The sequence below is a fragment of the Castellaniella hirudinis genome (genome assembly GCF_042651965.1).
In the GTDB taxonomy this organism is placed as follows: Bacteria; Pseudomonadota; Gammaproteobacteria; order Burkholderiales; family Burkholderiaceae_B; genus Castellaniella; species Castellaniella hirudinis.
Genome location: NZ_JBHSDY010000010.1, coordinates 59575 through 81574 on the forward strand (window position 1 = coordinate 59575; position 22000 = coordinate 81574).

At 66.1% G+C, this 22000-nt stretch carries 26 protein-coding genes; 17 read left to right on the top strand and 9 right to left on the bottom strand.

Annotated features, from left to right (window positions below):
- Positions 1 to 24: 24 nt before the first annotated feature.
- A complete protein-coding gene (gene rplS, locus ACFO0J_RS13940) occupies positions 25 to 396 on the top strand; it encodes a 50S ribosomal protein L19 (RefSeq protein WP_376813700.1) in 372 nt (123 codons plus the stop codon).
- Between the two features lie 127 nt (positions 397 to 523).
- Positions 524 to 1321 (top strand): CoA pyrophosphatase, encoded by a 798-nt coding sequence (locus tag ACFO0J_RS13945; RefSeq protein WP_376813701.1) that lies wholly within the window; start codon positions 524 to 526, stop codon positions 1319 to 1321.
- Here ACFO0J_RS13945 and ACFO0J_RS13950 read toward each other — a convergent pair.
- The 7 genes from ACFO0J_RS13950 to ACFO0J_RS13980 form a co-directional block, all read right to left on the bottom strand.
- Complete coding sequence (locus ACFO0J_RS13950) at positions 1281 to 1691, bottom strand: cupin domain-containing protein (protein ID WP_376813702.1); 411 nt, start codon at positions 1689 to 1691, stop codon at positions 1281 to 1283. The genes ACFO0J_RS13945 and ACFO0J_RS13950 overlap by 41 nt on opposite strands.
- Positions 1692 to 1724: 33 nt before the next feature.
- On the bottom strand, positions 1725 to 2477 hold the full coding sequence (locus ACFO0J_RS13955) for an SDR family NAD(P)-dependent oxidoreductase (protein WP_376813703.1): 753 nt from the start codon (positions 2475 to 2477) through the stop codon (positions 1725 to 1727).
- Positions 2478 to 2488: 11 nt separating this feature from the next.
- Complete coding sequence (locus ACFO0J_RS13960) at positions 2489 to 3244, bottom strand: SDR family oxidoreductase (RefSeq protein ID WP_376813704.1); 756 nt, start codon at positions 3242 to 3244, stop codon at positions 2489 to 2491.
- 70 nt (positions 3245 to 3314) lie between these two features.
- Positions 3315 to 3776, bottom strand: a complete 462-nt coding sequence (locus ACFO0J_RS13965; protein WP_376813705.1) for a carboxymuconolactone decarboxylase family protein — start codon at positions 3774 to 3776, stop codon at positions 3315 to 3317.
- 116 nt (positions 3777 to 3892) lie between these two features.
- Positions 3893 to 4798: an RNA polymerase sigma-70 factor gene (locus ACFO0J_RS13970; RefSeq protein ID WP_376813706.1), complete on the bottom strand. Its 906-nt coding sequence runs from the start codon at positions 4796 to 4798 to the stop codon at positions 3893 to 3895.
- Between the two features lies 1 nt (position 4799).
- A complete protein-coding gene (gene rsgA, locus ACFO0J_RS13975; protein ID WP_376813707.1) occupies positions 4800 to 5699 on the bottom strand; it encodes a ribosome small subunit-dependent GTPase A in 900 nt (299 codons plus the stop codon).
- On the bottom strand, positions 5692 to 6936 hold the full coding sequence (locus ACFO0J_RS13980; protein ID WP_376813708.1) for a M48 family metallopeptidase: 1245 nt from the start codon (positions 6934 to 6936) through the stop codon (positions 5692 to 5694). The genes rsgA and ACFO0J_RS13980 overlap by 8 nt, the downstream gene beginning before the upstream one ends.
- Positions 6937 to 6991: 55 nt before the next feature.
- Here ACFO0J_RS13980 and orn point away from each other — a divergent pair, with 55 nt between their 5' ends.
- The 5 genes from orn (at position 6992) to pgsA (ending at position 11494) form a co-directional block, all read left to right on the top strand.
- Complete coding sequence (orn, locus tag ACFO0J_RS13985) at positions 6992 to 7537, top strand: oligoribonuclease (protein ID WP_376813709.1); 546 nt, start codon at positions 6992 to 6994, stop codon at positions 7535 to 7537.
- A 75-nt stretch (positions 7538 to 7612) separates the two neighbouring features.
- Positions 7613 to 8050, top strand: coding sequence for a holo-ACP synthase (gene acpS, locus ACFO0J_RS13990; protein ID WP_376813710.1), 438 nt, complete (start codon positions 7613 to 7615; stop codon positions 8048 to 8050).
- A complete protein-coding gene (nagZ, locus tag ACFO0J_RS13995) occupies positions 8047 to 9123 on the top strand; it encodes a beta-N-acetylhexosaminidase (RefSeq protein WP_376813711.1) in 1077 nt (358 codons plus the stop codon). The genes acpS and nagZ overlap by 4 nt, the downstream gene beginning before the upstream one ends.
- Positions 9086 to 10909, top strand: coding sequence for an excinuclease ABC subunit UvrC (gene uvrC / locus ACFO0J_RS14000; RefSeq protein WP_376813712.1), 1824 nt, complete (start codon positions 9086 to 9088; stop codon positions 10907 to 10909). Before nagZ ends, uvrC begins: the two co-directional genes overlap by 38 nt.
- An 18-nt stretch (positions 10910 to 10927) precedes the next feature.
- Positions 10928 to 11494: a CDP-diacylglycerol--glycerol-3-phosphate 3-phosphatidyltransferase gene (pgsA, locus tag ACFO0J_RS14005; RefSeq protein WP_376813713.1), complete on the top strand. Its 567-nt coding sequence runs from the start codon at positions 10928 to 10930 to the stop codon at positions 11492 to 11494.
- Positions 11495 to 11544: 50 nt separating this feature from the next.
- Here the strand turns inward: pgsA and queF are convergent, their stop codons facing one another.
- Positions 11545 to 12375 carry an NADPH-dependent 7-cyano-7-deazaguanine reductase QueF gene (gene queF, locus ACFO0J_RS14010; protein WP_376813714.1) on the bottom strand — a complete coding sequence of 277 codons (831 nt, stop codon included), beginning with the start codon at positions 12373 to 12375 and terminating at the stop codon, positions 11545 to 11547.
- A 361-nt stretch (positions 12376 to 12736) separates the two neighbouring features.
- Here queF and aceA point away from each other — a divergent pair, with 361 nt between their 5' ends.
- From aceA to ACFO0J_RS14060, 10 genes are all read left to right on the top strand, one after another.
- On the top strand, positions 12737 to 14056 hold the full coding sequence (gene aceA, locus ACFO0J_RS14015) for an isocitrate lyase (protein WP_376813715.1): 1320 nt from the start codon (positions 12737 to 12739) through the stop codon (positions 14054 to 14056).
- Positions 14057 to 14320: 264 nt separating this feature from the next.
- On the top strand, positions 14321 to 15283 hold the full coding sequence (locus ACFO0J_RS14020) for a P-type ATPase actuator domain-containing protein (protein WP_376813716.1): 963 nt from the start codon (positions 14321 to 14323) through the stop codon (positions 15281 to 15283).
- Positions 15284 to 15287: 4 nt separating this feature from the next.
- A complete protein-coding gene (gene ccoS / locus ACFO0J_RS14025) occupies positions 15288 to 15449 on the top strand; it encodes a cbb3-type cytochrome oxidase assembly protein CcoS (protein ID WP_376813717.1) in 162 nt (53 codons plus the stop codon).
- Between the two features lie 87 nt (positions 15450 to 15536).
- Positions 15537 to 17018, top strand: a complete 1482-nt coding sequence (gene ccoN / locus ACFO0J_RS14030; protein WP_376813718.1) for a cytochrome-c oxidase, cbb3-type subunit I — start codon at positions 15537 to 15539, stop codon at positions 17016 to 17018.
- 10 nt (positions 17019 to 17028) lie between these two features.
- Positions 17029 to 17682 (top strand): cytochrome-c oxidase, cbb3-type subunit II, encoded by a 654-nt coding sequence (ccoO, locus tag ACFO0J_RS14035; protein ID WP_376813719.1) that lies wholly within the window; start codon positions 17029 to 17031, stop codon positions 17680 to 17682.
- A 1-nt stretch (position 17683) separates the two neighbouring features.
- On the top strand, positions 17684 to 17860 hold the full coding sequence (locus tag ACFO0J_RS14040) for a cbb3-type cytochrome oxidase subunit 3 (RefSeq protein ID WP_376813720.1): 177 nt from the start codon (positions 17684 to 17686) through the stop codon (positions 17858 to 17860).
- A complete protein-coding gene (gene ccoP, locus ACFO0J_RS14045; protein ID WP_376813721.1) occupies positions 17853 to 18755 on the top strand; it encodes a cytochrome-c oxidase, cbb3-type subunit III in 903 nt (300 codons plus the stop codon). Before ACFO0J_RS14040 ends, ccoP begins: the two co-directional genes overlap by 8 nt.
- Positions 18756 to 18853: 98 nt before the next feature.
- Positions 18854 to 20359 (top strand): cytochrome c oxidase accessory protein CcoG, encoded by a 1506-nt coding sequence (gene ccoG, locus ACFO0J_RS14050; RefSeq protein ID WP_376813722.1) that lies wholly within the window; start codon positions 18854 to 18856, stop codon positions 20357 to 20359.
- Between the two features lie 12 nt (positions 20360 to 20371).
- Entirely contained in the window at positions 20372 to 20596 is a 225-nt protein-coding gene (locus ACFO0J_RS14055) for a hypothetical protein (RefSeq protein ID WP_376813723.1), read from the top strand.
- A gap of 49 nt (positions 20597 to 20645) precedes the next feature.
- Positions 20646 to 20879 carry a hypothetical protein gene (locus ACFO0J_RS14060; protein WP_376814158.1) on the top strand — a complete coding sequence of 78 codons (234 nt, stop codon included), beginning with the start codon at positions 20646 to 20648 and terminating at the stop codon, positions 20877 to 20879.
- Between the two features lie 147 nt (positions 20880 to 21026).
- On the opposite strand, the gene ACFO0J_RS14065 is transcribed toward ACFO0J_RS14060, so the two are convergent.
- On the bottom strand, positions 21027 to 21704 hold the full coding sequence (locus tag ACFO0J_RS14065; RefSeq protein WP_376813724.1) for a helix-turn-helix domain-containing protein: 678 nt from the start codon (positions 21702 to 21704) through the stop codon (positions 21027 to 21029).
- Positions 21705 to 22000: the final 296 nt, after the last annotated feature.

Consider the following 22000-nt stretch of genomic DNA (forward strand, 5'->3'; position numbering starts at 1 on the left):
GCCCATGATGCCTTGGAGCCCATCTTGAACCTGATCGAAACCCTCGAACAAGAAGAAATCGCGCGCCTGACCGAAGGCCGCACCATCCCCGCATTCGGCCCCGGTGACACCGTCATCGTGAGCGTCAACGTGGTCGAAGGCACGCGCAAGCGCGCCCAGGCCTACGAAGGCGTGGTCATCGCGCGTCGCAATCGCGGTCTGAATTCCGCCTTCACCGTGCGCAAGATCTCGTCGGGCGAAGCCGTCGAACGGACCTTCCAGCTGTATTCGCCGCAGATCGCCTCGATCGAAGTCAAGCGCCGTGGCGACGTCCGTCGTGCTAAGCTGTACTATCTGCGCAACCTGACGGGTAAGGCCGCTCGCATCAAGGAAAAGCTGGTTCGCAAGGCCGTCTGATCACGGCATCGCGCATCAGTCCAAGGGCACCCGTTCGGGTGCCCTTTGTTTTTGCCGTCGGGCCACCCCCAAGGCAAAATTGTCCCGGCGTGTTCGAGCCGCACCGGGATTTCACCATCGGGATTTCATGTCGTATCGGATGCCGGAGCCGGGCAGTCGCCGTACCGCGAGTTTTGATCCTCAGGTCCAGCCTGTCCTGCCCAGCGTGCCCTTGCCGGCGCTGCCGCCGGAATGTCTGCGGCTGGACTACATCCGCGAGGCGTTCCAGCGACCGGTCGACTGGCAGGTCGAGCCCTTGTTCGCCCAGGCTTTCGCCCCCGGGGGCCCGTCCTACGCCCAGGCCCGGCAGGCGGCCGTTCTGATGCCGCTCGTCCAGCGCGAGGCCGGCTTGCATGTCCTGTTCACACGCCGCGCCGCGCATCTGCATCATCATGCAGGCCAGATCAGTTTTCCGGGCGGGCGCATCGAATCCTCCGACAACGGGCCGGTGGCGGCGGCCCTGCGCGAAACGCGAGAGGAAATCGGCGTCGAGCGGCGTTTCGTCCACTTGATCGGCACGCAGCCGACGCTGCTGACCACCACCGGCTTTCTGATGACCCCCGTGGTGGGCGAACTGTTGCCCGGTTTCCACATCCAGGCCGACGAGGCCGAGGTCGCCGAGGTCTTCGAGGTGCCCCTGGCGGTCCTGCTGGACCCGGGCCGGCACGTGCTGCACCGGATGGAATCGTCCCTGGGCCATGGCCGATGCTATTTCGCGATTCCCTGGGAATCCCACTTCATCTGGGGCGCCACGGCGATCCTGATCCGCAACTTTTATCACTTTCTGGCTGCGGCGCAGGGCCTCGCGGTCCCGGCCGCCGCCGGCGTCCTGGACGATCAGTCCGCTAGCGGGCCGGCAGGACAGGCGGCTTTCCCTCGTCCTTGATCAGCACCGCCAGAAACCTGGCGGGCTGGGTGGCGCTGGCGTTGCGGCCGACGGTGTGGACATCGTCCGGCCCTTCGTGAAAGGCCTGGCCGGGGCGCAGGACCGTCTCCGGCCCGCTGCGGACGCCCATCACGATTTCCCCTTCCAGCACGTAGATCAGGCCGTGGGCGTCGTGCCGGTGGACGGGATCGACGCCGCCGGGCGGGTATTCGACGAGCAGCATCAGCGCTTCCTTGCCCGGCATGTCGGGCAGATCCTGTCGCAGGACCTGGGTGACGATTGGTCCGGGCGGGGGCGCGGAGGACGGTTCGGCCGCGGATGCGGCGCAGGCCAGGCAGAGCAGCGCCGCGAGCGTCTTCGGATGGGACATGGCTGTGTTCCTTGTGATGGAGTGGATGCGGGTTCAGGCAATGACCAGGCCGCCGTCGACACGCAGGACCTGGCCGGTGATCCAGGCGGATCCGGGCATGGTCAGCGACACGATCCAGGGCGCGACGTCCTCGGGCTCGCCGCGCCGGCCCAGGGGGATCCTGGCGCGCTCGTCGGCCTTCACCGCCTCGATCTGTTCGGGGGTCAGCCGCATCCGGTCTTCGAGGAAACGGGTTTCGGTCGGCCCGGCGGCGACCGCATTGACGCGGATGCCATCCGCCGCGAATTCCAGCGCCCAGCAGCGCGTCATGTGCTCCAGGGCCGCCTTGCTGGCGGCGTAGTGCGAGAGCCCGGCGGCGGCCTTGTGGCCGAAGGTGCTGGACACGTTGACGATGGCGCCGGCGGCCGCCCTCAGGTGGGGCAGGGCGGCGCGCGCGAGCAACGAGGGACCGATGACGTTGGTGGCGAAAATCGCGGCGATGCGGTCGGCGCCGGCCTGGGCCAGCGGCAGGATGGCGCCGGCGCCGGCATTGTTGACCAGGACGTCCAGTCGGCCCCAGCGCTGGACGGTGGTGGCGACGGTGTGTTCCGCGTCCGCCTCGCTGGCCGCGTCCGCGACGATGTAGTCGATGCCTGGCGTCTGCCGGGCGGCGGCGGCCAGACGGGCCTCGTTGCGTCCGGTGATGACGGCGCGGGTGCCTGCGGCGGCAAAGGCCTTGGCCGTCGCCAGGCCGATGCCGGCGCCGCCGCCGGTGATGAGCGCGATTCGCGGCGAGCCTGCCTGCATGGCGCCCTCCATCAGCGGACCGGCGCGGCCTGGGCCGACAGCCAGGTTTCCAGGGACAGGGTCCCGAGCCTGGCTTGCGCGCCGGGCATCAGGGTCGTGTCGTCGATCCGGTCGCCGAAATACGGCGCGTCGTCGTCCTGGACGATCTCCGGCGCGGCCTGTGCCGGGCGCGTCTTGCGCAGCAGGTCGGTCAGGCGGAACGGTGCGGGGCCGGCGACTTCGCGCATGCCGTTCAGGGGCGATTCGGAGGCGATCCGGGCGAGCGCCGCGGCGACGTCGTCCGCGGCCATTGGCTGCAGCAGAGCGGCGGGCGCGCGGATGGCGCCGTCCCGCGAGAAGGACTGGGCGATGGCGTCCAGGAATTCGAAGAACTGCGTCGCCCGGACGATCGTGTGGGGGAGCCCGCCGTCCGCGATCAGGGCTTCCTGGGCGATCTTGGCGCGGAAGTAGCCGCTGTTGGGCAGGCGTTCGGATCCGACCACGGACAGCGCGACGTAGTGGCGGATGCCGGCGGTCCGGCTCGCGCGCAGCAGGTTGGCGGTGGAGGCGCGGAAGAACGTCATCACGGCGCTTTCCTCGAAGGAGGGGGCGTTGGTGACGTCGATCAGGACTTCGGCGCCCGTCAGCGCCCGGTCCAGGCCTTCGCCGGTCACCGAGTTCACGCCCGTGGATGGGGCGGCTGCCAGCACGGTGTGGCCCGCCTGTTCCAGGCGCGCCGTGAGCTTGCGGCCGATGAGGCCGGTGCCGCCGATAATGACGATGTTCATCAGGGTTCCTTGCATGGGAATGAAACGAGGAGGGCGCGCCCTCCCGGGAATCGAAGAGAGAGGACCGCTTTCAGTCGATCGCTTGCGCGGGGATGGGCGCGCTCATGCCGATGGCCATCCGGTTCCAGGCGTTGATCGCGGCGATCCCCCAGCACAACTCCACGATTTCCTGATCGTCGAACTCGGCCCGCAGCGCCTCGAAGGCGGCGTCCCGGTCGGGGTCGTGCCGGTCGGCCAGGCGGGTCATGGTCTCCGCCCAGTTCAGCGCCGCCCGTTCACGGGCGTTGTACAGCTCGGTCTCGCGCCAGGTCGAGAGGCTGTTGATACGCTGCCAGCTCTCGCCGTGCTTGCGCAGGTCGCGCGCGTGCATGTCCAGGCAGAAGGCGCAGCCGTTGATCTGCGAGACACGGGTCTGGATCAGGTCTGTCAGGATCGGTCCCAGGGTGGAGCCGGAGAGCGTGGCGTTGACGCCGGCCATGGCCTTGTAGGTCTTGGGCGCGATGGCCGTCCAGTTCAGGCGGGGGTGTGACATGGAATTACCTCGAGTGAGAGTTGAAGGGTTCACACTCAAGACGAACGGCGCTTCCGGTTTGTGATGGCCTCGCCGAAAAATTTTTCTGATCCGGGGCCGAGGCGCCGGTTTGTGGATCAGGGCTGGACGCTCAGCTCGCGGCCCAGGGCCTGTGCCAGCCGCGCGAGTTTGTCGGGATTGCGCTGCGCGTGGATGCGGGTGATGCGCGCGCCGTCGGTCTCCAGGTATTGCGCCGATTCCAGCTTGTCGTCGATGAAGCGCAACAGCCGCCATTGGCGGCCGACGAGGGCGATCTCGCAGCGCACCCGGTCGCGAAAGCGCAGGCAGGTCGCCAGGTAGAGCTGCGCGATGCGCTGTCCGCCCAGCAGCGGCACGCCGAAGCTGGCGACTTTGCCGCCGCCGTCGCCGACCAGTTGGGCATCGGCCGCCAGCACCGACTTGAGCGCCGTGAAGTCGCCCGTCGAGGCGGCCTGGGCGAAGGCTTGCAGCAGGTTGCGCTGGGCTTCGGGGTCTACGGGGGCCGGCTTGCGTTCGTCCTTGATCCGGGCCCGGGCGCGATGCACCAACTGGCGGCAGGCGGCCTCGGTCCGGCCCAGCACCCGGGCGATTTCGTCATAGCCCTCATCGAACACGTCTCGCAGCAGGAAGGCCGCGCGGGCTTCGGGCGTGAGCCGTTCCAGCACGGCCAGCAGGGCGTAGGAAACGTCGTGCGACCGTTCAATCGCCTGTTCGGGCGAGGGCGCGGGATCGGCCAGGTGCTCCAGGTCGGGCTCCGGCAGCCAGGCGCCGATGTAATGTTCCCGCCGGGCCTTGGCCGCCCGGAGCCGGTCGATGGACAGCCGGGTCGTGACGGAGACCAGCCAGGCTTCGATATTGGCCAGGGCGCCCCGATCCGCCGCATGCCATTTGAGCCAGGTGTCCTGGACGACGTCCTCGGCCTCGGCCCAGGAGCCGAGCATGCGGTAGGCGATGCGCTGCAGGCGGGGACGGTGATGATCGAAGGTGAGGGTTGCGTCGCTCATGTCAATACCGCCTCGCCGCCTCGTTTTCCGCCAGGATGCGCATGTACAGGGCGTGGCGTTCGGCGCGGATGTCGCCGCGTTCGAGGGCGGCCAGCACCCCGCAGCCCGGTTCGTGGCGGTGGGTGCAGTTGTAGAAGCGGCATTCGGCGATCGGTTCGGCGAATTCCGGGAAACCCTGCTCGATGTCGTGGGCGCTCAAGTGCTGCAGGCCGAAGGCCTGGAAACCGGGCGAGTCGATCAGGCCGCCGCCTCCGGGCAGGGGATAGAGCTGCGTACGGGTGGTGGTGTGACGGCCGGTGCCCAGGGCTTCGGAATGCGCCTGGGTCGCCGCCAGGGCCTCGGGCACCAGCGCGTTGAGCAGGGTGGATTTGCCCATGCCGCTTTGGCCCAGCAGCAGCGTCAGGCGGTCCTGCAGCCGGGGACCCAGCAGATTCCGGACCTGATCCGTGTCCAGGGCGCTCAGCATGAGGACGGGCGTGCCCAGGGATTCCACGGTCGCCAGCCGCGCGCGGGCGGCCGCGGCGCCGGGCAGGTCGGCCTTGTTCAGCACGATCAGGGCCGGCACTGCGGCGCTGGCCGCCGCCACCAGGGCGCGCCCCATCAGGTCGTCGGAAAACTCGGGTTCGGGGGCCAGCACCAGCAGCAACTGGTCGATGTTGGCGGCGAACTGCTTGCTGCGCTGGGCGTCGGAACGATAGAACAGGTTGCGGCGCGGCAGGATGTCGAGAATGACGCCTTCCTGGCGGCCTTCGGGGCGCACGCGCACCTGGTCGCCCACGGCCGGACCGGCCTTTTTGCCCCGCGTGTAGCACTGGCGCCGGCTGCCGTCCTCGATCTCGACGTCGTAGTGGCGTCCGTGGGCGGCGACGACGCGGCCGCCCAGCGCAGCGGGTTCAGCCATTGTGCAGGTGCGCGATGCGCACAGGGGCCGGCGGGTGGCTGTCGTACCAGGCGGAATGGATCGGATCCGGCGTCAGCGTGGCGGCGTTGTCGTCGTAGAGCTTGACCAGCGCGCTGGCCAGGGGCGCCGCGCCGCATTGCTGCACCGCGTAGCGGTCGGCCTGGAATTCGTCGCGCCGCGACAGCAGGCTGGCGATCGGCGTGGACCAGAATGTCAGCACCGGCAGGGCCAGCATGAACAGCACCAGCGCCAGGCCGTCGTTGGGCCGTCCCAGTTGCGGGATGACGCCCAGGCCGGTGTAGAACCAGAGCTGGGTGGACAGCCAGGCCAGCAGGTGCAGCAGCACGCCGGCGGTCACGAAGCTGATGATGATGCGACGCAGGATGTGGCGGTGGGCGAAGTGACCCAGTTCGTGGGCGAGGACGGCCTCGACCTCGTCGGTGTTCAGGCGCGACAGCAGGGTGTCGAAGAACACGATGCGGCGGTGGCGGCCGAAACCGGTGAAATAGGCGTTGCCGTGGGCGGAACGCCGTGAGCCGTCCATGACGAACAGGCCCGCCAGGCCGAAATGGCAGCGCTTGGCCAAGGCGTGGATGCGTTCGTCCAGCTCGGGGTCGTTCAGCGGGGTGAAGCGGTTGAACAACGGGGCGATGAAGCTGGGGTACAGCCACAGGACCAGCAGATTGAAGCCTACCCAGACCCCCCAGGCCCACCAGGCCCAGTCGGTGCCGGCGGATTCCATGATCCACAGGATGGCGGCCAGCAACGGGACGCCCAGCACCAGCGTGACGGCCAGCATCTTGAGGGCGTCGGAGATGAACAGGCGGGGCGTCATGCGGTTGAAGCCGAAGCGGGCCTCCAGGCGGAAAGTGCGCCAGGCGGAAAAGACCAGCCCGACGGCGCCCAGCAGGGCCAGCACGGCGCCCACCAGGGCCATCTGGCGCCAGAGTTCGGATTCGATGAAATGGCCCAGCAACAGGTCCAGGACCTGCAGGCCGCCCAGCAGCGTCAGGGCCAGCAGCACGCCGGCCTCGACGATGCGTTCGACCATGGACAACTGGGCCCGGGCCACGGTGTAGTCGGCGGCGCGCTGGTGGCTGTGCAGGCCGATGCGGTCGGCGAAGACGGCGGGCACGGCGTTGCGGTGCATCAGCACATGGCGGATCTGCCGGCGCGCCAGCCAGAAGCGCAGCAGCAGGTCGCCCACCAGGCAGGCGAGAAACAGGAAGGTCAGCATGTCGGTCTGGCCAATGTGCGAAAATCGACTCTTTGCAAGCAAAGGATTATAGGATATGGCTGCGAACGATCAGCGCCTGATTTGGCTGGACATGGAAATGTCGGGGCTGGACCCTGAAAAAGAGCGCGTCCTGGAAATCGCCATGGTCGTCACCGAACCCGACCTGACCCTGGTGGCGCAGGCGCCGGTGCTGGTGGTTCATCAGGCCGACGCCGTGCTCGACGGCATGGATAAATGGAACCAGTCCACCCACGGCAAGAGCGGCCTGATCGACAAGGTCAAGGCCTCGACCCTGACCGAATCGGACGTGGAAGACACCCTGCTGGCCTTCCTGGCTCCGCTGGTGCCGGCCGGCAAGTCGCCGATGTGCGGCAACACCATCGGCCAGGACCGCCGTTTCATGGTCAAGTACATGCCCCGGCTCGAGGCCTACTTCCATTACCGCAACCTGGACGTCAGCACGCTCAAGGAACTGTCCCTGCGCTGGAAGCCCGAGGTCTACCGCAGCTTCGTCAAGTCCAGCAAGCACGAGGCCCTGGCTGATATCCAGGAGTCGATCAACGAGCTCAAGCACTACCGGGAACATTTCATCCGGCTGTGACGGCCGTGCCGCAGGGGCGGCGCCTCGGGCGCCGGCCGCAGGCATGTCCAGCGACGTTTCTTCGGAGGTCTTCCTGTGTCCACTGGAGCCATTGCCGGCATCGGCACCGATCTGCTGCGGGTGGATCGTATCGAACGCATCTACGCGCGCCACGGTGACCGTTTCGTCCGGCGCATCCTGGGGGCGGACGAGCAGCTCGTGCATGCCCGCCGCCGGGCGCGTGACCCGCGCCGGGGCATTCTTTACCTGGCGACCCGCTTCGCGGCCAAGGAAGCCTTCTCCAAGGCGATCGGGCTGGGCATCCATATGCCCATGACCTGGTCGCGGGCGCAGGTCCTGAACCGGCCCGGAGGCGCTCCGGAAATCCGCCTGTCCGGCCCGCTGGCCGACTGGTACGCTACCCGCTTTGGCCGGGCGCACGTGTCCATGACCGACGAGACCGATATCGTGTCGGCCTTCGTCGTGATCGAGGCTTTGCCCGCCGCGCCGCATTCCAAGGAACACACTGCATGACCACGCCACAGCATTCGCCTTCCGGTGACCGTACTTCCCAGGCTCCCGGCCCCGTCATGGTCGACGTGGCCGGGCTGGAACTGACCGACGCCGAGCGCGCCCGACTGCGCCACCCCCAGGTCGGCGGCGTGATCCTGTTCGCGCGCAATTTCGCCGACCGGGCCCAGTTGACCGCGCTGTGCGCCGCGATCCACGACGCGCGCGACGAGCCCCTGCTGATCGCCGTGGACCACGAAGGCGGCCGGGTACAGCGCTTCCGCACGGACGGTTTCACCCCGCTGCCGGCGATGCGGGCCTTCGGTCAGTGGTATGACCGCGATCCCCAGGCAGCCCTGCGTGCAGCCACCGAAACCGGCTTTGTGCTGGCCAGCGAACTGCGGGCTTGCGGCGTGGACTTCAGCTTCACGCCTGTGCTGGACCTGGATTACGGGGTCAGCCAGGTGATCGGCAACCGGGCCCTGCACGAGGATCCGGCGATCGTGGCCCTGCTGGCCCGCGCGCTGATCCAGGGCCTGTCCCAGGCCGGCATGGCGGCTTGCGGCAAGCATTTCCCCGGACACGGCGCCGTGGCGGCCGATTCCCACCTGGCGATTCCCGTGGACGAACGGCCGCTGGGCGAAATCCTGGACGCGGACGCCGCCCCGTACCGCTGGCTGGGCGACCTGGCGCTGCCGGCCGTGATGCCGGCCCATGTCATCTACCCCCAGGTGGCGCCCGAGCCGGCCGGATTCTCGCGCCGCTGGGTGACCGACATTCTGCGCGGCCAGTTGGAATACGACGGCGTGGTGTTCTCGGATGACCTCACCATGGAAGGCGCGAGCGTGGCCGGCGACATCCACGCCCGGGCCCGGGCCGCCCTGGAGGCAGGCTGCGACATGGTGCTGGTCTGCAACCGTCCCGATCTGGCCGACGAACTGCTGGCGGCGCTGGCGGATCGCCCCCTGGACCCGCAGGCCGTGCGCCGCATCCGGCGCTTGATGCCGTCCCGGTCCGCGCCCGACTGGACGGGGCTGCTGTCCGATCCGAGGTATCTCCGTGCCCGAAGCCTTCGATCTGAAAACCTTTCTATCTGATCTGCCGCACCTGCCGGGGGTCTACCGCCACATCGATGCCCAGGACGAAGTCCTGTACGTCGGCAAGGCGCGCGACCTGAAGCGTCGCGTCAGTTCGTATTTCCAGAAGTCCGGCCACGGCCCGCGCATCGAGCACATGCTGGCGCGCGTGGTGCGCACCGAGATCACGGTCACGCGCACCGAGGCCGAGGCCCTGATCCTGGAAAACAACCTGATCAAGCGCCTCAAGCCCCGCTACAACATCCTGTTCCGGGACGACAAGTCCTATCCCTATCTGCACCTGACCGCGCACAAGGCCCCGCGCATCGTGTACTACCGGGGCAGCACCCACGGCCCGGGCCGTTTTTTCGGCCCTTATCCCAATTCCTGGGCGGTGCGCGAGACGATCCAGATCCTGCAGAAGGTCTTTCGCCTGCGCACCTGCGAGGACAGTGTCTACGCCCACCGCACGCGCCCCTGCCTGCTGTATCAGATCGGCCGCTGTTCCGCGCCCTGCGTGAACCTGATCTCGCCGGAGGACTACCAGGCCGACGTCGAGCGCGCCATCCGTTTCCTGGAAGGCCGCGCCGGCGAGGTGCTGGAGGACATCGAAGCGCGCATGACCGCCGCCGCCGAACGCCAGGACTTCGAGCAGGCCGCCGCGCTGCGCGACCAGATGCGCGCATTGGCCAAAGTCCTGCAGCAGCAGACCATGGAGCAGGTGGGCGACGACAGCGCCGACATCATCGCGGTGGAACTGGCGGGCGGGCGCGTGTGCGTCAATCTGGCCATGGTGCGCGCCGGACGGCACCTGGGCGACAAGCCCCTGTTTCCCACCCAGGCGCAGGACGAATCCGCCGAGGAAGTGCTCAGCGCCTTCGTCGCCCAGCACTACGCCGACAATCCGGCCCCGCCCGTGCTGGTGTGTTCGCACGCCTTGTCCGATCCGGACCTGGCGCCGCTGCTGGCCGAACAGCACGGTCACCGCATCCGCATCCTGACCCGGCCCCAGGGGGCGCGCCGCGCCTGGCTGGAACAGGCCCAGCGCAATGCGCGGCTGGCGCTGGCGCAGCGCTTGTCCGAATCCAGCGCGCGCGAGGCGCGCACGCGGGCGCTGGCCGTGGAACTGGACCTGGACACGGACGACGAGGCGCTCGAGGCCCTGCACATCGAATGCTTCGACATCAGCCACACGGCGGGCGAGGCCACCCAGGCGTCGTGCGTGGTGTACCGCCATCACGCCATGCAATCCTCGCTGTACCGGCGCTTCAATATCGCCGGCATCGAGCCGGGCGACGATTACGCCGCCATGCGCCAGGCGCTGACGCGTCGCTACGCGCGCGTGGCGGACGGCGAAGCCGAGATGCCCGACGTGGTGCTGATCGACGGCGGCGAGGGCCAGGTCGGGATCGCGCGCCAGGTCTTCGTCGAACTGGGCCTGGACGTCAGCCGCATCGTCGGCGTGAAAAAGGGCGATCACCGCAAGGTCGGCCTGGAAACCCTGGTCTTCGTCGATGGCCGGCCTTCAGTCGCGCTGGGCGTGGAATCCGCCGCCCTGATGCTGGTGGCGCAGATCCGTGACGAGGCCCACCGCTTTGCCATCACCGGCATGCGCGCCAAGCGGGCCAGGGCGCGCAACGTCTCGCGCCTGGAGGACATCGAAGGCGTGGGCAAGCAGCGGCGCCAGAACCTGCTGGCGCGCTTCGGCGGCTTCACCGGCGTGGTGGACGCCAGCATCGATGAACTGCGCAGCGTCGAAGGGATTTCCGAGGCGCTGGCCGAACGCATTTATCATGCGCTGCGGTAGGGTAGTATTACACCTATCATGCCGTTCAATATTCCCATCGCCCTGACGTGGCTGCGCATCGCCATGATCCCCTTGATCGTGGCCCTGTTCTATCTCCCGGATGCCTGGGCGGCGGGCTGGCGCGATGGCGTGGCGGCCATCGCCTTCATCGTCGCCGCCGTCACCGACTGGCTCGATGGCTGGCTGGCGCGCCGCTGGAACCAGACCTCGGCCTTCGGCGCCTTTCTGGACCCGGTGGCCGACAAGCTGATGGTTTGCGCGGCGTTGTTGATCCTGTTGTATCTGGGTCGCGTGGATTCCCTGATCGCCCTGGTGATCATCGGTCGGGAAATCACCATTTCCGCCTTGCGCGAATGGATGGCAAAAATCGGCGCCAGCAGCAGTGTGGCCGTTCATTGGCTGGGCAAGTTCAAGACTGCCGCGCAAATGGTCGCCATTCCCTGCCTGCTGTACTGGCAGCCCCTGCAGGGCATCCCCACCCGCATCGTCGGCCAAGTCCTGATCGTGGTCGCCGCGATCCTGACGGTCTGGTCGATGTGCTACTACCTGAAGAAAGCCTGGCCGGAAATCCGCGCCCGGGCCTGACGCACCGATTTGAGCGATTTTCACCGGGGCCGTATGCGGCCCCGGTGCATTTACTGCCGCAACGTCCGCGCTTGCCCGATGTCCGTCGGCTGGAAATTCGCCCGCCAGGGGTTGATGTCCAGCCCGCCGCGCCGGGTGTAGCGCGCGTAGACCAGCAGTTCTTCCGGCGCGCAGCGCTGCATGATTTCCCCGTAGATCTTTTCCACGCACAGCTCGTGGAATTCCTGGTGGCGGCGCAGCGACACGATGTAGCGCAGCAGGCCGGCGTGGTCGATGCGCGGGCCGGCGTAGCGGATCAGCAGGCTGGCCCAGTCCGGCTGTCCGGTGACCGGACAATTGGACTTCAATAGTTCAGACACCAGGTTTTCGCGCACGAAAGGGGCGGGATCCGACAGGACCAGGCCGTCGGGGCAGGGGGCCTGGACGGCTTCGAATGCCAGGTCCTGGTCGTCGATGGAGGTGCCGCGCAGCGGCGTGCAGCTCAGTTCGAACGCCGGGCGCACCGACAGGATCTCGACGTGCACGGGCTTGCCGCAGGCCCGGGACAGATCCGTGTGCAGCCGCTGGCGGACGATGTCCGCATATTCGAAGCGTTCTTCGTTATAGCTGTTCAGATAGAGCTTGAGCGATTTGGATTCAATCAGGCAGGCGCTGTCCACGGGTACCGTGAAGCGGCCGATCGCCACGACCGGCTTGCCCTTGCCGTTCAGCCAGGACAGTTCGTAGGCATTCCAGATGTCGGCGCCGTAGGCCGCCTGGGGCAGATCCAGTCCAGCGCGCGTTTCGGCGCGGGCGATCGGAAACAGCAGGGTCGGGTCGTAGTGGGTCGAACCCGGCGTGGCGCGCCCCAGCGGGCTGGCGGATAGGGAATCGGAATACATGGTGTCGCGAGGAGGGCGGTCCGGTGTGCGGTGGGTGAGGGCACATGCCCGAGGCCCCGTGAGGGGCTGCGTCCCATTCTACCGCCGCCGATGTGCGCTGCGCCCACCGGGCCCGGCCTGAGTTTTCACATCATGGCATTTTCTTTTCATGATGTGAAAAGAAAATGTTGCGGCGCAAGCTTCATCGTTTCATTGTCAGAAATATAATTTCATAACATGGAATATAAATCATATATATTTGATTCTATTGATTAAAATTTTATGTCTTATATAAGATATAAGTCATGTGTGCAGTGCGTCATGGGCGTAGACTATGTTTCATCGATCACCCACTTTTCATCTCTTTCTCAGGAGCATCACCATGACCTCTCGCGAAACCGAAGTGCGCAATCTTCAACGGAGCTGGGCCGAAGACGCCCGCTGGCAAGGCATCAAGCGGGGCTACGGCGCCGACGAAGTGGTGCGGCTGCGCGGCTCGGTGGTGGTGGAGCACACGCTGGCGCGCCGCGGCGCTGAACGCCTGTGGGATCTGCTGCACACGGAAGACTACGTCAATGCATTGGGCGCGCTGACCGGCAACCAGGCCATGCAGCAGGTCAAGGCCGGCCTGAAGGCCATCTACCTGTCGGGCTGGCAGGTGGCGGGCGATGCCAATATCGCCGGTGAAATGTACCCCGACCAGTCGCTGTACCCGGCCAATTCCGTGCCCAGCGTGGTCAAGCGCATCAACAATTCCCTGACGCGCTGCGACCAGATCCAGTGGATGGAAGGCAAGAATCCGGGCGACGAAGGCTATATCGATTACTTCGCGCCGATCGTGGCGGACGCCGAAGCCGGTTTCGGCGGTGTGCTCAACGCCTTCGAACTGATGAAGTCCATGATCGAGGCGGGCGCCGCCGGCGTGCACTTCGAAGACCAGCTGGCTTCGGTGAAGAAATGCGGCCACATGGGCGGCAAGGTGCTGGTGCCCACCCGCGAAGCCGTGGCCAAGCTGGTGTCGGCCCGTCTGGCCGCCGACGTGCTGAACGTGCCGACCCTGCTGGTGGCGCGCACCGACGCCGAGGCCGCCGATCTGCTGACCAGCAATATCGACGAGAACGACGCGCCCTTCGTCACCGGCGAGCGCACCGTGGAAGGCTTCTACCGCACCCGCGCCGGGCTGGACCAGGCGATCGCCCGCGGTCTGGCCTACGCGCCCTACGCCGATCTGATCTGGTGCGAGACTTCCACCCCGAATCTGGAATACGCACGCAAGTTCGCCGAGGCCATCCACCGCCAGTTCCCGGGCAAGATGCTGTCCTACAACTGCTCGCCCTCGTTCAACTGGAAGAAGAACCTGGACGACGCCACGGTGGCGAAGTTCCAGCGCGAACTGGGCGCCATGGGCTACAAGTTCCAGTTCATCACGCTGGCCGGCTTCCACGCCCTGAACTACAGCATGTTCGAACTGGCCCACGGCTACGCCCGCACGCAGATGAGCGCTTTCGTGGAGCTGCAGCAGAAGGAATTCGCCGCCGCCGACAAGGGCTTCACCGCCGTCAAGCACCAGCGCGAGGTCGGGGTGGGCTATTTCGACGCCGTGACCCAGACCATCGAGGGCGGCCAGTCGTCCACCACGGCGCTGGCCGGCTCGACCGAGGAAGCCCAGTTCGACCAGCCGAAGGAAACGCAGGCGGCCTGATCGGGCAGTTTGAGAGAGAGAGGGGCAGGGAGGGAGCCCGCCGGGCGGCTTGCAAGCCGCCCGGATTCGCCAGGCGCGGATCAGTCCGGAGCGGACTGTCTCGTGTCCGGGTTCATCCCCTGCGGTGTGCTTTCGGGAAGGCTAAGGCCTTCCCGTTTTTTTGCTGCCGGACCGCCCGTCAAATCCTTGCTGACTGCAGGGTCTTGCGGCAATTATTGATCTGTGTCAAGGTTCGCGCATGGCAGGCTGGCTATAGTTCCCTCTATGCGCGCTCCTTCCCTTTTTACACCCCCGCCGAACATGACCGACACCATGCGTCATGAGCGGCGGCACATGTTGGCCCGCACCGGGCTGGCCTGGCTGGTGATGATGCAGGTCATGATGCTGGCCTTTCCGGGCTACCTGCGTCACGGCGCGCGTTCTTCCGACGCCCAGCAGTCCCTGGAGCAAGCCATCATCCTGATGAACTGGCTCAGCCTGATCCTGTGCGTGCCCCTGGTCCTGTACTGCGCCTGGCCGGTGTGGGGCGGCGCCTGGCGGTCCCTGTCGCAGCGGCGCATCGGCATGGACGTGCCGGTGGCGCTGGGCATCCTCGCCGCCTTCGTGCCCAGCGTCATCGCCACCTGGCGCGACGTGGGCGAAGTCTATTTCGATTCGGTCTCCATGTTCGTGGCCTTTCTGCTGACGGCCCGCTTCCTGGAAGCCTGTGCCCGCCAGGCCGTCAGCGGCCAGCCCCACGAGGGCCAGGATACCGAATTGCTGCGTTCAGCCGATCGTCTGGCGTTCTGGTTCGTCTGCATCCAGATCCTGCTGGCCGTCCTGGTCGGCCTGTACTGGTGGCAGGTCCAGCCCGGCCAGGCCGTCGCCGTGACGGTTGCGCTGCTGGTCATGAGCTGCCCCTGCGCCTTGTCCATGTCGGTGCCGGCCGCTCTGGCGGCTCGCCATACGGTGCGGCTGCGCGCGGGCGCAGACGGGGTGCGCGATCCCGCTGCGCTGGATCGCGCCATGCGGCGCATCGCGCGCCAGAATCTTCACGGGTCCCTGGCCTGGCATCTGCTGATGACGCCTCTGGCGGCCTGCGGTTGGGTGCAACCCTGGGTGGCCGCCATCACCATGCTGCTGTCGTCCCTGGCCGTTGCGGCCAATGCCTGGCGCCTGACGCGGCCCGCGGCGGCCGACGCGGCCGGGCAGGCGGGCGTCCGGCCGGCCGGCGCCGTCCCGGGCTGAGACCATGGACTCGCTGTTTCTGCTTTTGCCGATTTCCCTGCTGTTCGTCCTGGGGATCGGCGTGGCGTTCTGGTGGGCGATCTTCGCCGGTCAGTTCGACGACACCCGGGATGCGGCTACCGCGATCCTGGACGATGACGATCGCGCCCATCCCGGGCGCCCTTGACCTACGTCAAGGCCGTTTCGGGGCGGGTGAGGGATTATTCTGCTTTTCAAAAATTCATGTCTTAACCTTGTTCTGAGGGGAACGCTTATGGGCACGACCGGTACAGCCGGAACACCGGCCGAAACCTTCAACTACGGCGTCGTCAGACAGTTCACCATCGCCACGATCTTCTGGGGCGTGGTCGGGATGGCGGTCGGCGTGCTGATCGCATCGCAACTGATCTGGCCGGAGTTGAACTTCAACACGCCATGGCTCAGCTACGGTCGCCTGCGGCCGCTGCACACCAACGGGGTGATCTTCGCCTTTGGCGGCAGCGCCCTGTTCGCCACGTCCTATTACGTGGTGCAGCGTACCTGTCAGGTCCGCCTGTTCTCCGACAAGCTCGCGGCCTTCACCTTCTGGGGCTGGCAGGCCGTGCTGGTGGGGGCCGTCATCACCCTGCCGCTGGGCTATACCTCGACCAAGGAATACGCCGAACTCGAATGGCCCATCGACATCCTGATCACGCTGGTCTGGGTGGCGTACGCCGTCGTGTTCTTCGGCACCATCGCGAAACGCCGCGTCAAGCACATCTACGTGGCGAACTGGTTCTTCGGGTCCTACATCCTGACCATCGCGATCCTGCACATCTTCAACAACCTGGAACTGCCGGTGTCGATGTGGAAGTCCTATTCCGCCTACGCCGGGGTGCAGGACGCCATGGTGCAGTGGTGGTACGGCCACAATGCCGTGGGCTTCTTCCTGACCACCAGCTTCCTGGGCATGATGTACTACTTCGTGCCCAAGCAGGCCGGCCGTCCGATCTATTCCTATCGCCTGTCGATCGTGCACTTCTGGGCGCTGGCCTTCACCTATATGTGGGCCGGTCCGCACCACCTGCTGTACACCTCGCTGCCCGACTGGACCCAGTCGCTGGGCATGGCGTTCTCGCTGATCCTGCTGGCCCCGTCCTGGGGGGGGATGATCAACGGCATCATGACGGTCTCGGGCGCCTGGCACAAACTGCGCACCGACCCGATCCTGAAGTTCCTGGTGGTGGCGCTGTCCTTCTACGGCATGGCGACCTTCGAAGGCTCGATGATGTCCATCCGCACGGTCAACGCGCTGTCGCACTATACCGACTGGACGGTCGGCCACGTGCACGCCGGTGCCCTGGGCTGGGTGGCGATGATCACCTTCGGTTCGCTGTACTACCTGATCCCGCGCCTGTACGGCCGTGAAAGCATGGCGCGTCCCGACTACATCAATCTGCACTTTTGGCTGGCGACGCTGGGCGTGGTGCTGTACATCGCGTCGATGTGGATTGCGGGTGTGATGCAGGGCCTGATGTGGCGCGCCACGGGCGAGGACGGCATGCTGACCTACAGCTTCGTCGAGGTCGTGAAGTCCACCTATCCGTTCTACACCATCCGCATGATCGGCGGCCTGTTCTTCCTGGCGGGCATGGGTCTGATGGCCTGGAACACCTGGCTGACGGTGCGTGGCCAGCCTCGGGTCAATCCGGTGGTGCCTCTGGAAAGCCCAGACGCCCACGCCGCCCCTCAATCCGCCGTGCCGGCATCGGCCTAAGGAGTTGACCATGTCTGGTACCAAAAAACGCTTCTCCCATGAAATGCTGGAGCGCAACGTCGGTCTGCTGATCATCTTCAGCATTCTGGTGGTGTCGTTCTCCGGCCTGGTGCAGATCATCCCGCTGTTCTTCCAGCATTCCACCACCACGGCGGTCGAGGGCGTCAAGCCCTACGAGGCGCTGCGCCTGATGGGCCGCGACGTCTACATCCGCGAAGGCTGCGTGGGCTGCCACTCCCAGCAGATCCGCACGCTGCAGTCCGAGGTCCAGCGTTATGGCCCGTACTCGATCGCTGCGGAATCGGTCTACGACCACCCCTTCCTGTGGGGTTCCAAGCGCACGGGGCCGGACCTGGCCCGCGTCGGCGCGCGTTATTCCGACGAATGGCACCGCATCCACCTGCGCAATCCGCGCGACGTGGTCAAGGAATCCAATATGCCGGCCTATCCCTGGCTGCAGAAGAACACGGTCGAGGGCGCCGACGTTCAGGAACGCATGAAGGTGCTGCGCACCCTGGGCGTGCCCTACACGGACGAGGAAATCGCCGCGGCCCCCGATCAGCTCAAGGGCAAGACCGAGGAAGACGCGATCGTGGCCTATCTGCAGGGCCTGGGCGTGGGCGGTCGTGCCGCTGCGCAGCAAGTCATGACCGGGGAGCACTGACATGCTCGGCCTCATCAACGGGATCATGACGCTGCTGGGGATGGCGACGTTCGCCGGCATCGTGTGGTGGGCCTGGTCGACGCATCGCGCCGAGGCCAATCGGCAGGCGGCGCTGCTGCCTTTCGCCTTGCCCGAGGAATATCAGAACGACAAGAATACCGGGGAATCAAATGAGTGATTTCGTCAGCAGTTTCTGGAGTTACTACATTGCGGTCATCGCGCTGGGCGGGATCGCCTGGTGTGTGTGGCTGCTGTTTTCGCAGCGCGCCTGGCTCAAGCGCGATGTCCAGCAGGTCGAGAACACCGGCCATGTCTGGGACGGCGACCTGACCGAACTGAACAATCCGGTGCCGCGCTGGTGGACGGTCATGTACCTGCTGCTGTGCATCTTCGCACTGGGCTATCTGGTGCTGTATCCGGGACTGGGCAGTTGGAAGGGCACGCTGGGCTTCACGGCCGGCCAGCAGGTGCAGCAGGAACAGGAAGCCCTCAATGCGCGCATCCAGCCCGTGTACGAGCGTTTCCGTGAAATGCCGATTCCGGACATCGCGCGTGACGATCAGGCCCGGGACATCGGTCAGCGCCTGTTCCTGAACAACTGCGCCCAGTGCCACGGCTCGGACGCCAAGGGCAGCCGCGGCTTTCCCAATCTGACCGACGGCGACTGGCTGTACGGCGGCGCGCCGGAGCAGATCCAGCAGACCATCACCGAAGGCCGCCACGGCGTGATGCCGCCCTGGAGCGCTGCGATCAAGCCCGACGAGGCTTCCGCCATCGCCCAGTACGTCCGCTCGTTGTCCGGGCTGGCCCACGATCCGCTGCGCGTCAACGCCGGCAAGCGTGGCTTCGACACCTATTGCGTGGCGTGTCACGGCGTCGACGGCAAGGGCAATCAGGCCCTGGGCGCCCCCAACCTGACCGATGAGGTCTGGCTGTACGGCAGCTCCGAGGCGACGATTGTCGAGACCATCCTGAATGGCCGCGACAATCAGATGCCGGCCCAGAAGCAGAACCTGACGCCCGAGCAGATCCGTCTGCTGACGGCCTGGGTCTGGGGCCAGTCCAACCGTTAGCCTGCCAGCCGGCCGGCGCCTGCTGGGGCCGGCCGACCGACGACTCCCATCCATAAGGGCCTGTCACACAGACCAGTCATCGACACACAGAGGACACCATGCAGAAGGAACCCCCCCAGCAGGCCGCAGCGCAGCCGTCGAGCGACGCACCGGCCTGGCAGCCCGTGCGCAGGATATGCAAGGGTTCAGGGGGAGGCACCTCGCCCCAGGTCGAAAAGGCGCTGGCCGAGGTCCGCTCGAAGATCTACCCCCGCTCGGTCCAGGGGTCTTTCGCGCGCATCCGCGTGCTGATGGTGTTCCTCACCCAGCTGATCTTCTACGGCCTGCCCTGGATCGAATGGAACGGCCGTCAGGCCGTGCTGTTCGACCTGGGCGCGCGTAAGTTCTATCTGTTCGGCATGGTGCTGTGGCCCCAGGACGTGATCTACCTGGCGGTGCTGCTGGTGCTGTCGGCCTTTGCCCTGTTCCTGTTCACGGCCATGGCGGGGCGCCTGTTCTGCGGCTACGCCTGTCCGCAAACGGTGTATACCGAACTGTTCATGTGGATCGAGACCAGGGTCGAGGGCGACCGCCTGGCCCGCATCCGCCTGGACGAGCAGCCCTGGACGGCCCGCAAATTGCGCCTCAAGGCCACCAAACATTTCCTGTGGGTGGTCCTGGCCTTGTGGACGGGCTACACCTTCATCGGCTATTTTGCGCCGATCCGCGAACTGGGCGCGCACCTGATGGCCTTCAATCTGGGACCCTGGCAGTGGTTCTGGATGCTGTTCTATGCCTTTGCCACCTGGGGCAACGCCGGGTTCATGCGCGAAGCCGTCTGCAAATACATGTGCCCCTACGCACGCTTCCAGAGCGTGATGGTGGATGACGACACCTTCGTCGTGACCTATGACCACGTGCGCGGCGAACCGCGCGGCGGGCGCTCGCGCAAGATCGACCACAAGGAAGCCGGCATGGGCGACTGCGTGGACTGCAGCCTGTGCGTGCAGGTCTGCCCGACCGGCATCGACATTCGCGACGGCTTGCAATACATGTGCATCGGTTGCGGCGCCTGCGTGGATGCCTGCGACACGGTGATGGACAAGATGGGCTACGAGCGTGGCCTGATCCGCTACACCTCGGGCAATGCCATCACCCAACGGCTGACTCAGCCGCAGGTGCGCCGCCGCATGCTGCGTCCTCGCGTGCTGGCCTATACGGCCCTGCTGGGGGCCATCGCGATTGCATTCGTGTTCTCGCTGGCCACGCGCACCACCTTGCGGGTGGACGTGATCCGCGATCGGGGCGCCTTGGGGCGCGAGGTGGCCGGCGGCCTGATCGAGAACGTCTACCGGCTGCAGATCATCAATTCGGCTGAAAGCGCGATCGAACTGGATCTGAACGCCACGGGCGTGCCCGGCCTGATTCTGCAGACCGCCGACCATGGCGACACCCGGGTCCATGTGGACGGCTCGGCCAACCGGCTGGTGCCGGTGGTGTTGCGGGCGCCGGCTGACGGACTCAAACCGGGGCTGTACGATATCCAGTTCGTGACGACCGGCGCGCGGGATTCCGGCGAAGCGGCCTCGGTGATCGAGCAATCCAGCTTCTACGTACCGAACTAAGAGGAAAACCACATGACATCGAAGACTCGGGACACCTCCATGTTGTCTGAAGGCCGCCCCTGGTGGCGGCACCGCTGGCCCTGGCTGCTGATCCTGGGCCCCGCCGTGGCGGTGGTCGGCTGCGTGATCACCATCGTGCTGGCATTCCAGTCTTACGGGGATCAGGCTATCATCGACGGCGGGGCCCGGCAGGGTCTGGTCGTGGCTGCACCCGCGGCTTCGACGGCGCCGCGTTGAATTTCACTGTTTACGTTACAGGAGACAGGCTTTGCACGCACGCAATCTGATGTGGATCCTGTGGCCGTCCTTCCTGATGGCAGGGGCCGCGAGCGCGGTCGTGTTCGCACTGGTCGATCCCCTGGATGTCATGTTCCTGGGGCACCTGCAGGCCGGCCGTATGACGGTGTATACCGTAGGCTTCTTCATTTTCTGGGTCATGGCCGCCCTGTCCAGCGCGCTGACGCTGCGCATCGCCCCGCGCGGGGTCGAACTGGACGAATTCGGCGACCCGGTGGAATAAGAACAGGTCGAGGCATCCCTCCACCTCGCGCCTTGCAAGGCGCTCCGATTCGCCAGGCATGGAGCCGTCCGCAGGGACTGCTCCATGTCCGGGCTTATCCCCGAGGGCGCGCGTTTTGCCTTGGGGCGGCCCGGCGGTAAAAAGGGCTTAGTTGCAGTCCGTGCCTGACAGGGCCTGCAGGCCGGTCATGTCCAGGAGCTGGACTTCGCGCTGCTGGACCCGGATCAGTCCCTCGCGGGCGAAGCGCGAGAACAGCCGGCTGACGGTTTCCAGGGTCAGGCCCAGGAAATTGCCGATTTCTTCGCGGCTCATGCGCAGGATGAATTCGTAGGGCGAATAGCCCAGCACCTGAAGACGCTGGGACAGGTTCAGCAGAAAGGCCGCCAGGCGCTGTTCGGAGCGCAGGCTGCCCAGCGCCAGCAGCAACTGGTGGGAGCGGCCGATTTCCTTGCTCATCAGGCGGCGCAACTGGCGCTGCAATGAAGGAATCTGGGGCGCCAACTGGTCCATTTCGTCCAGCCGGATAATGCAGACCTCGGTGTCTTCCAGGGCGATGGCATGGGACACCTGCTGCTCGCTCATCAGCCCGTCCAGGCCCAGGACTTCACCCGGCAGCAGAAAACCGGTGATCTGGACCTGGCCGTTGGCGTCCTCGATCTGGGTCTTGAGCGATCCGGAACGCAGACCGTAGACGGCTTCCGCGGCATCGCCCTGACGATACAGTGTGCCGCCCTTGGGCAAGCGGATGCGTTCTTTGACCAGCTCGTCCATCTTGACCACATCTTGGCGCGTCATGCCCAGCGGCAGGCAGATGGCGTTGAGCATGCAGGTGGAACATCGCGTTGACTCGGGCGCCACCGGAATGCGCCTGGGGGCGTTGGTCCTGCGGATCGTCCCGGAGGAAGGAGGGTCAGCCAGCAAAATGAGAACCTGTCGAAAAAAAGCATTGCAGGGAAAGGCCCCCGAGCTCGTAGGGGATTATAAGTTTTTTATCAGGACATTTGGCGTCTAGACTATTCTTTCCCGGGATTTGACGCTGTAACTTGAGGTTTGTCGTTTTTTGGCGGGGACTTTTTCATGAGGCGAAAGCGTGTGCCGTATAGTGAGTTGACATCAAAATT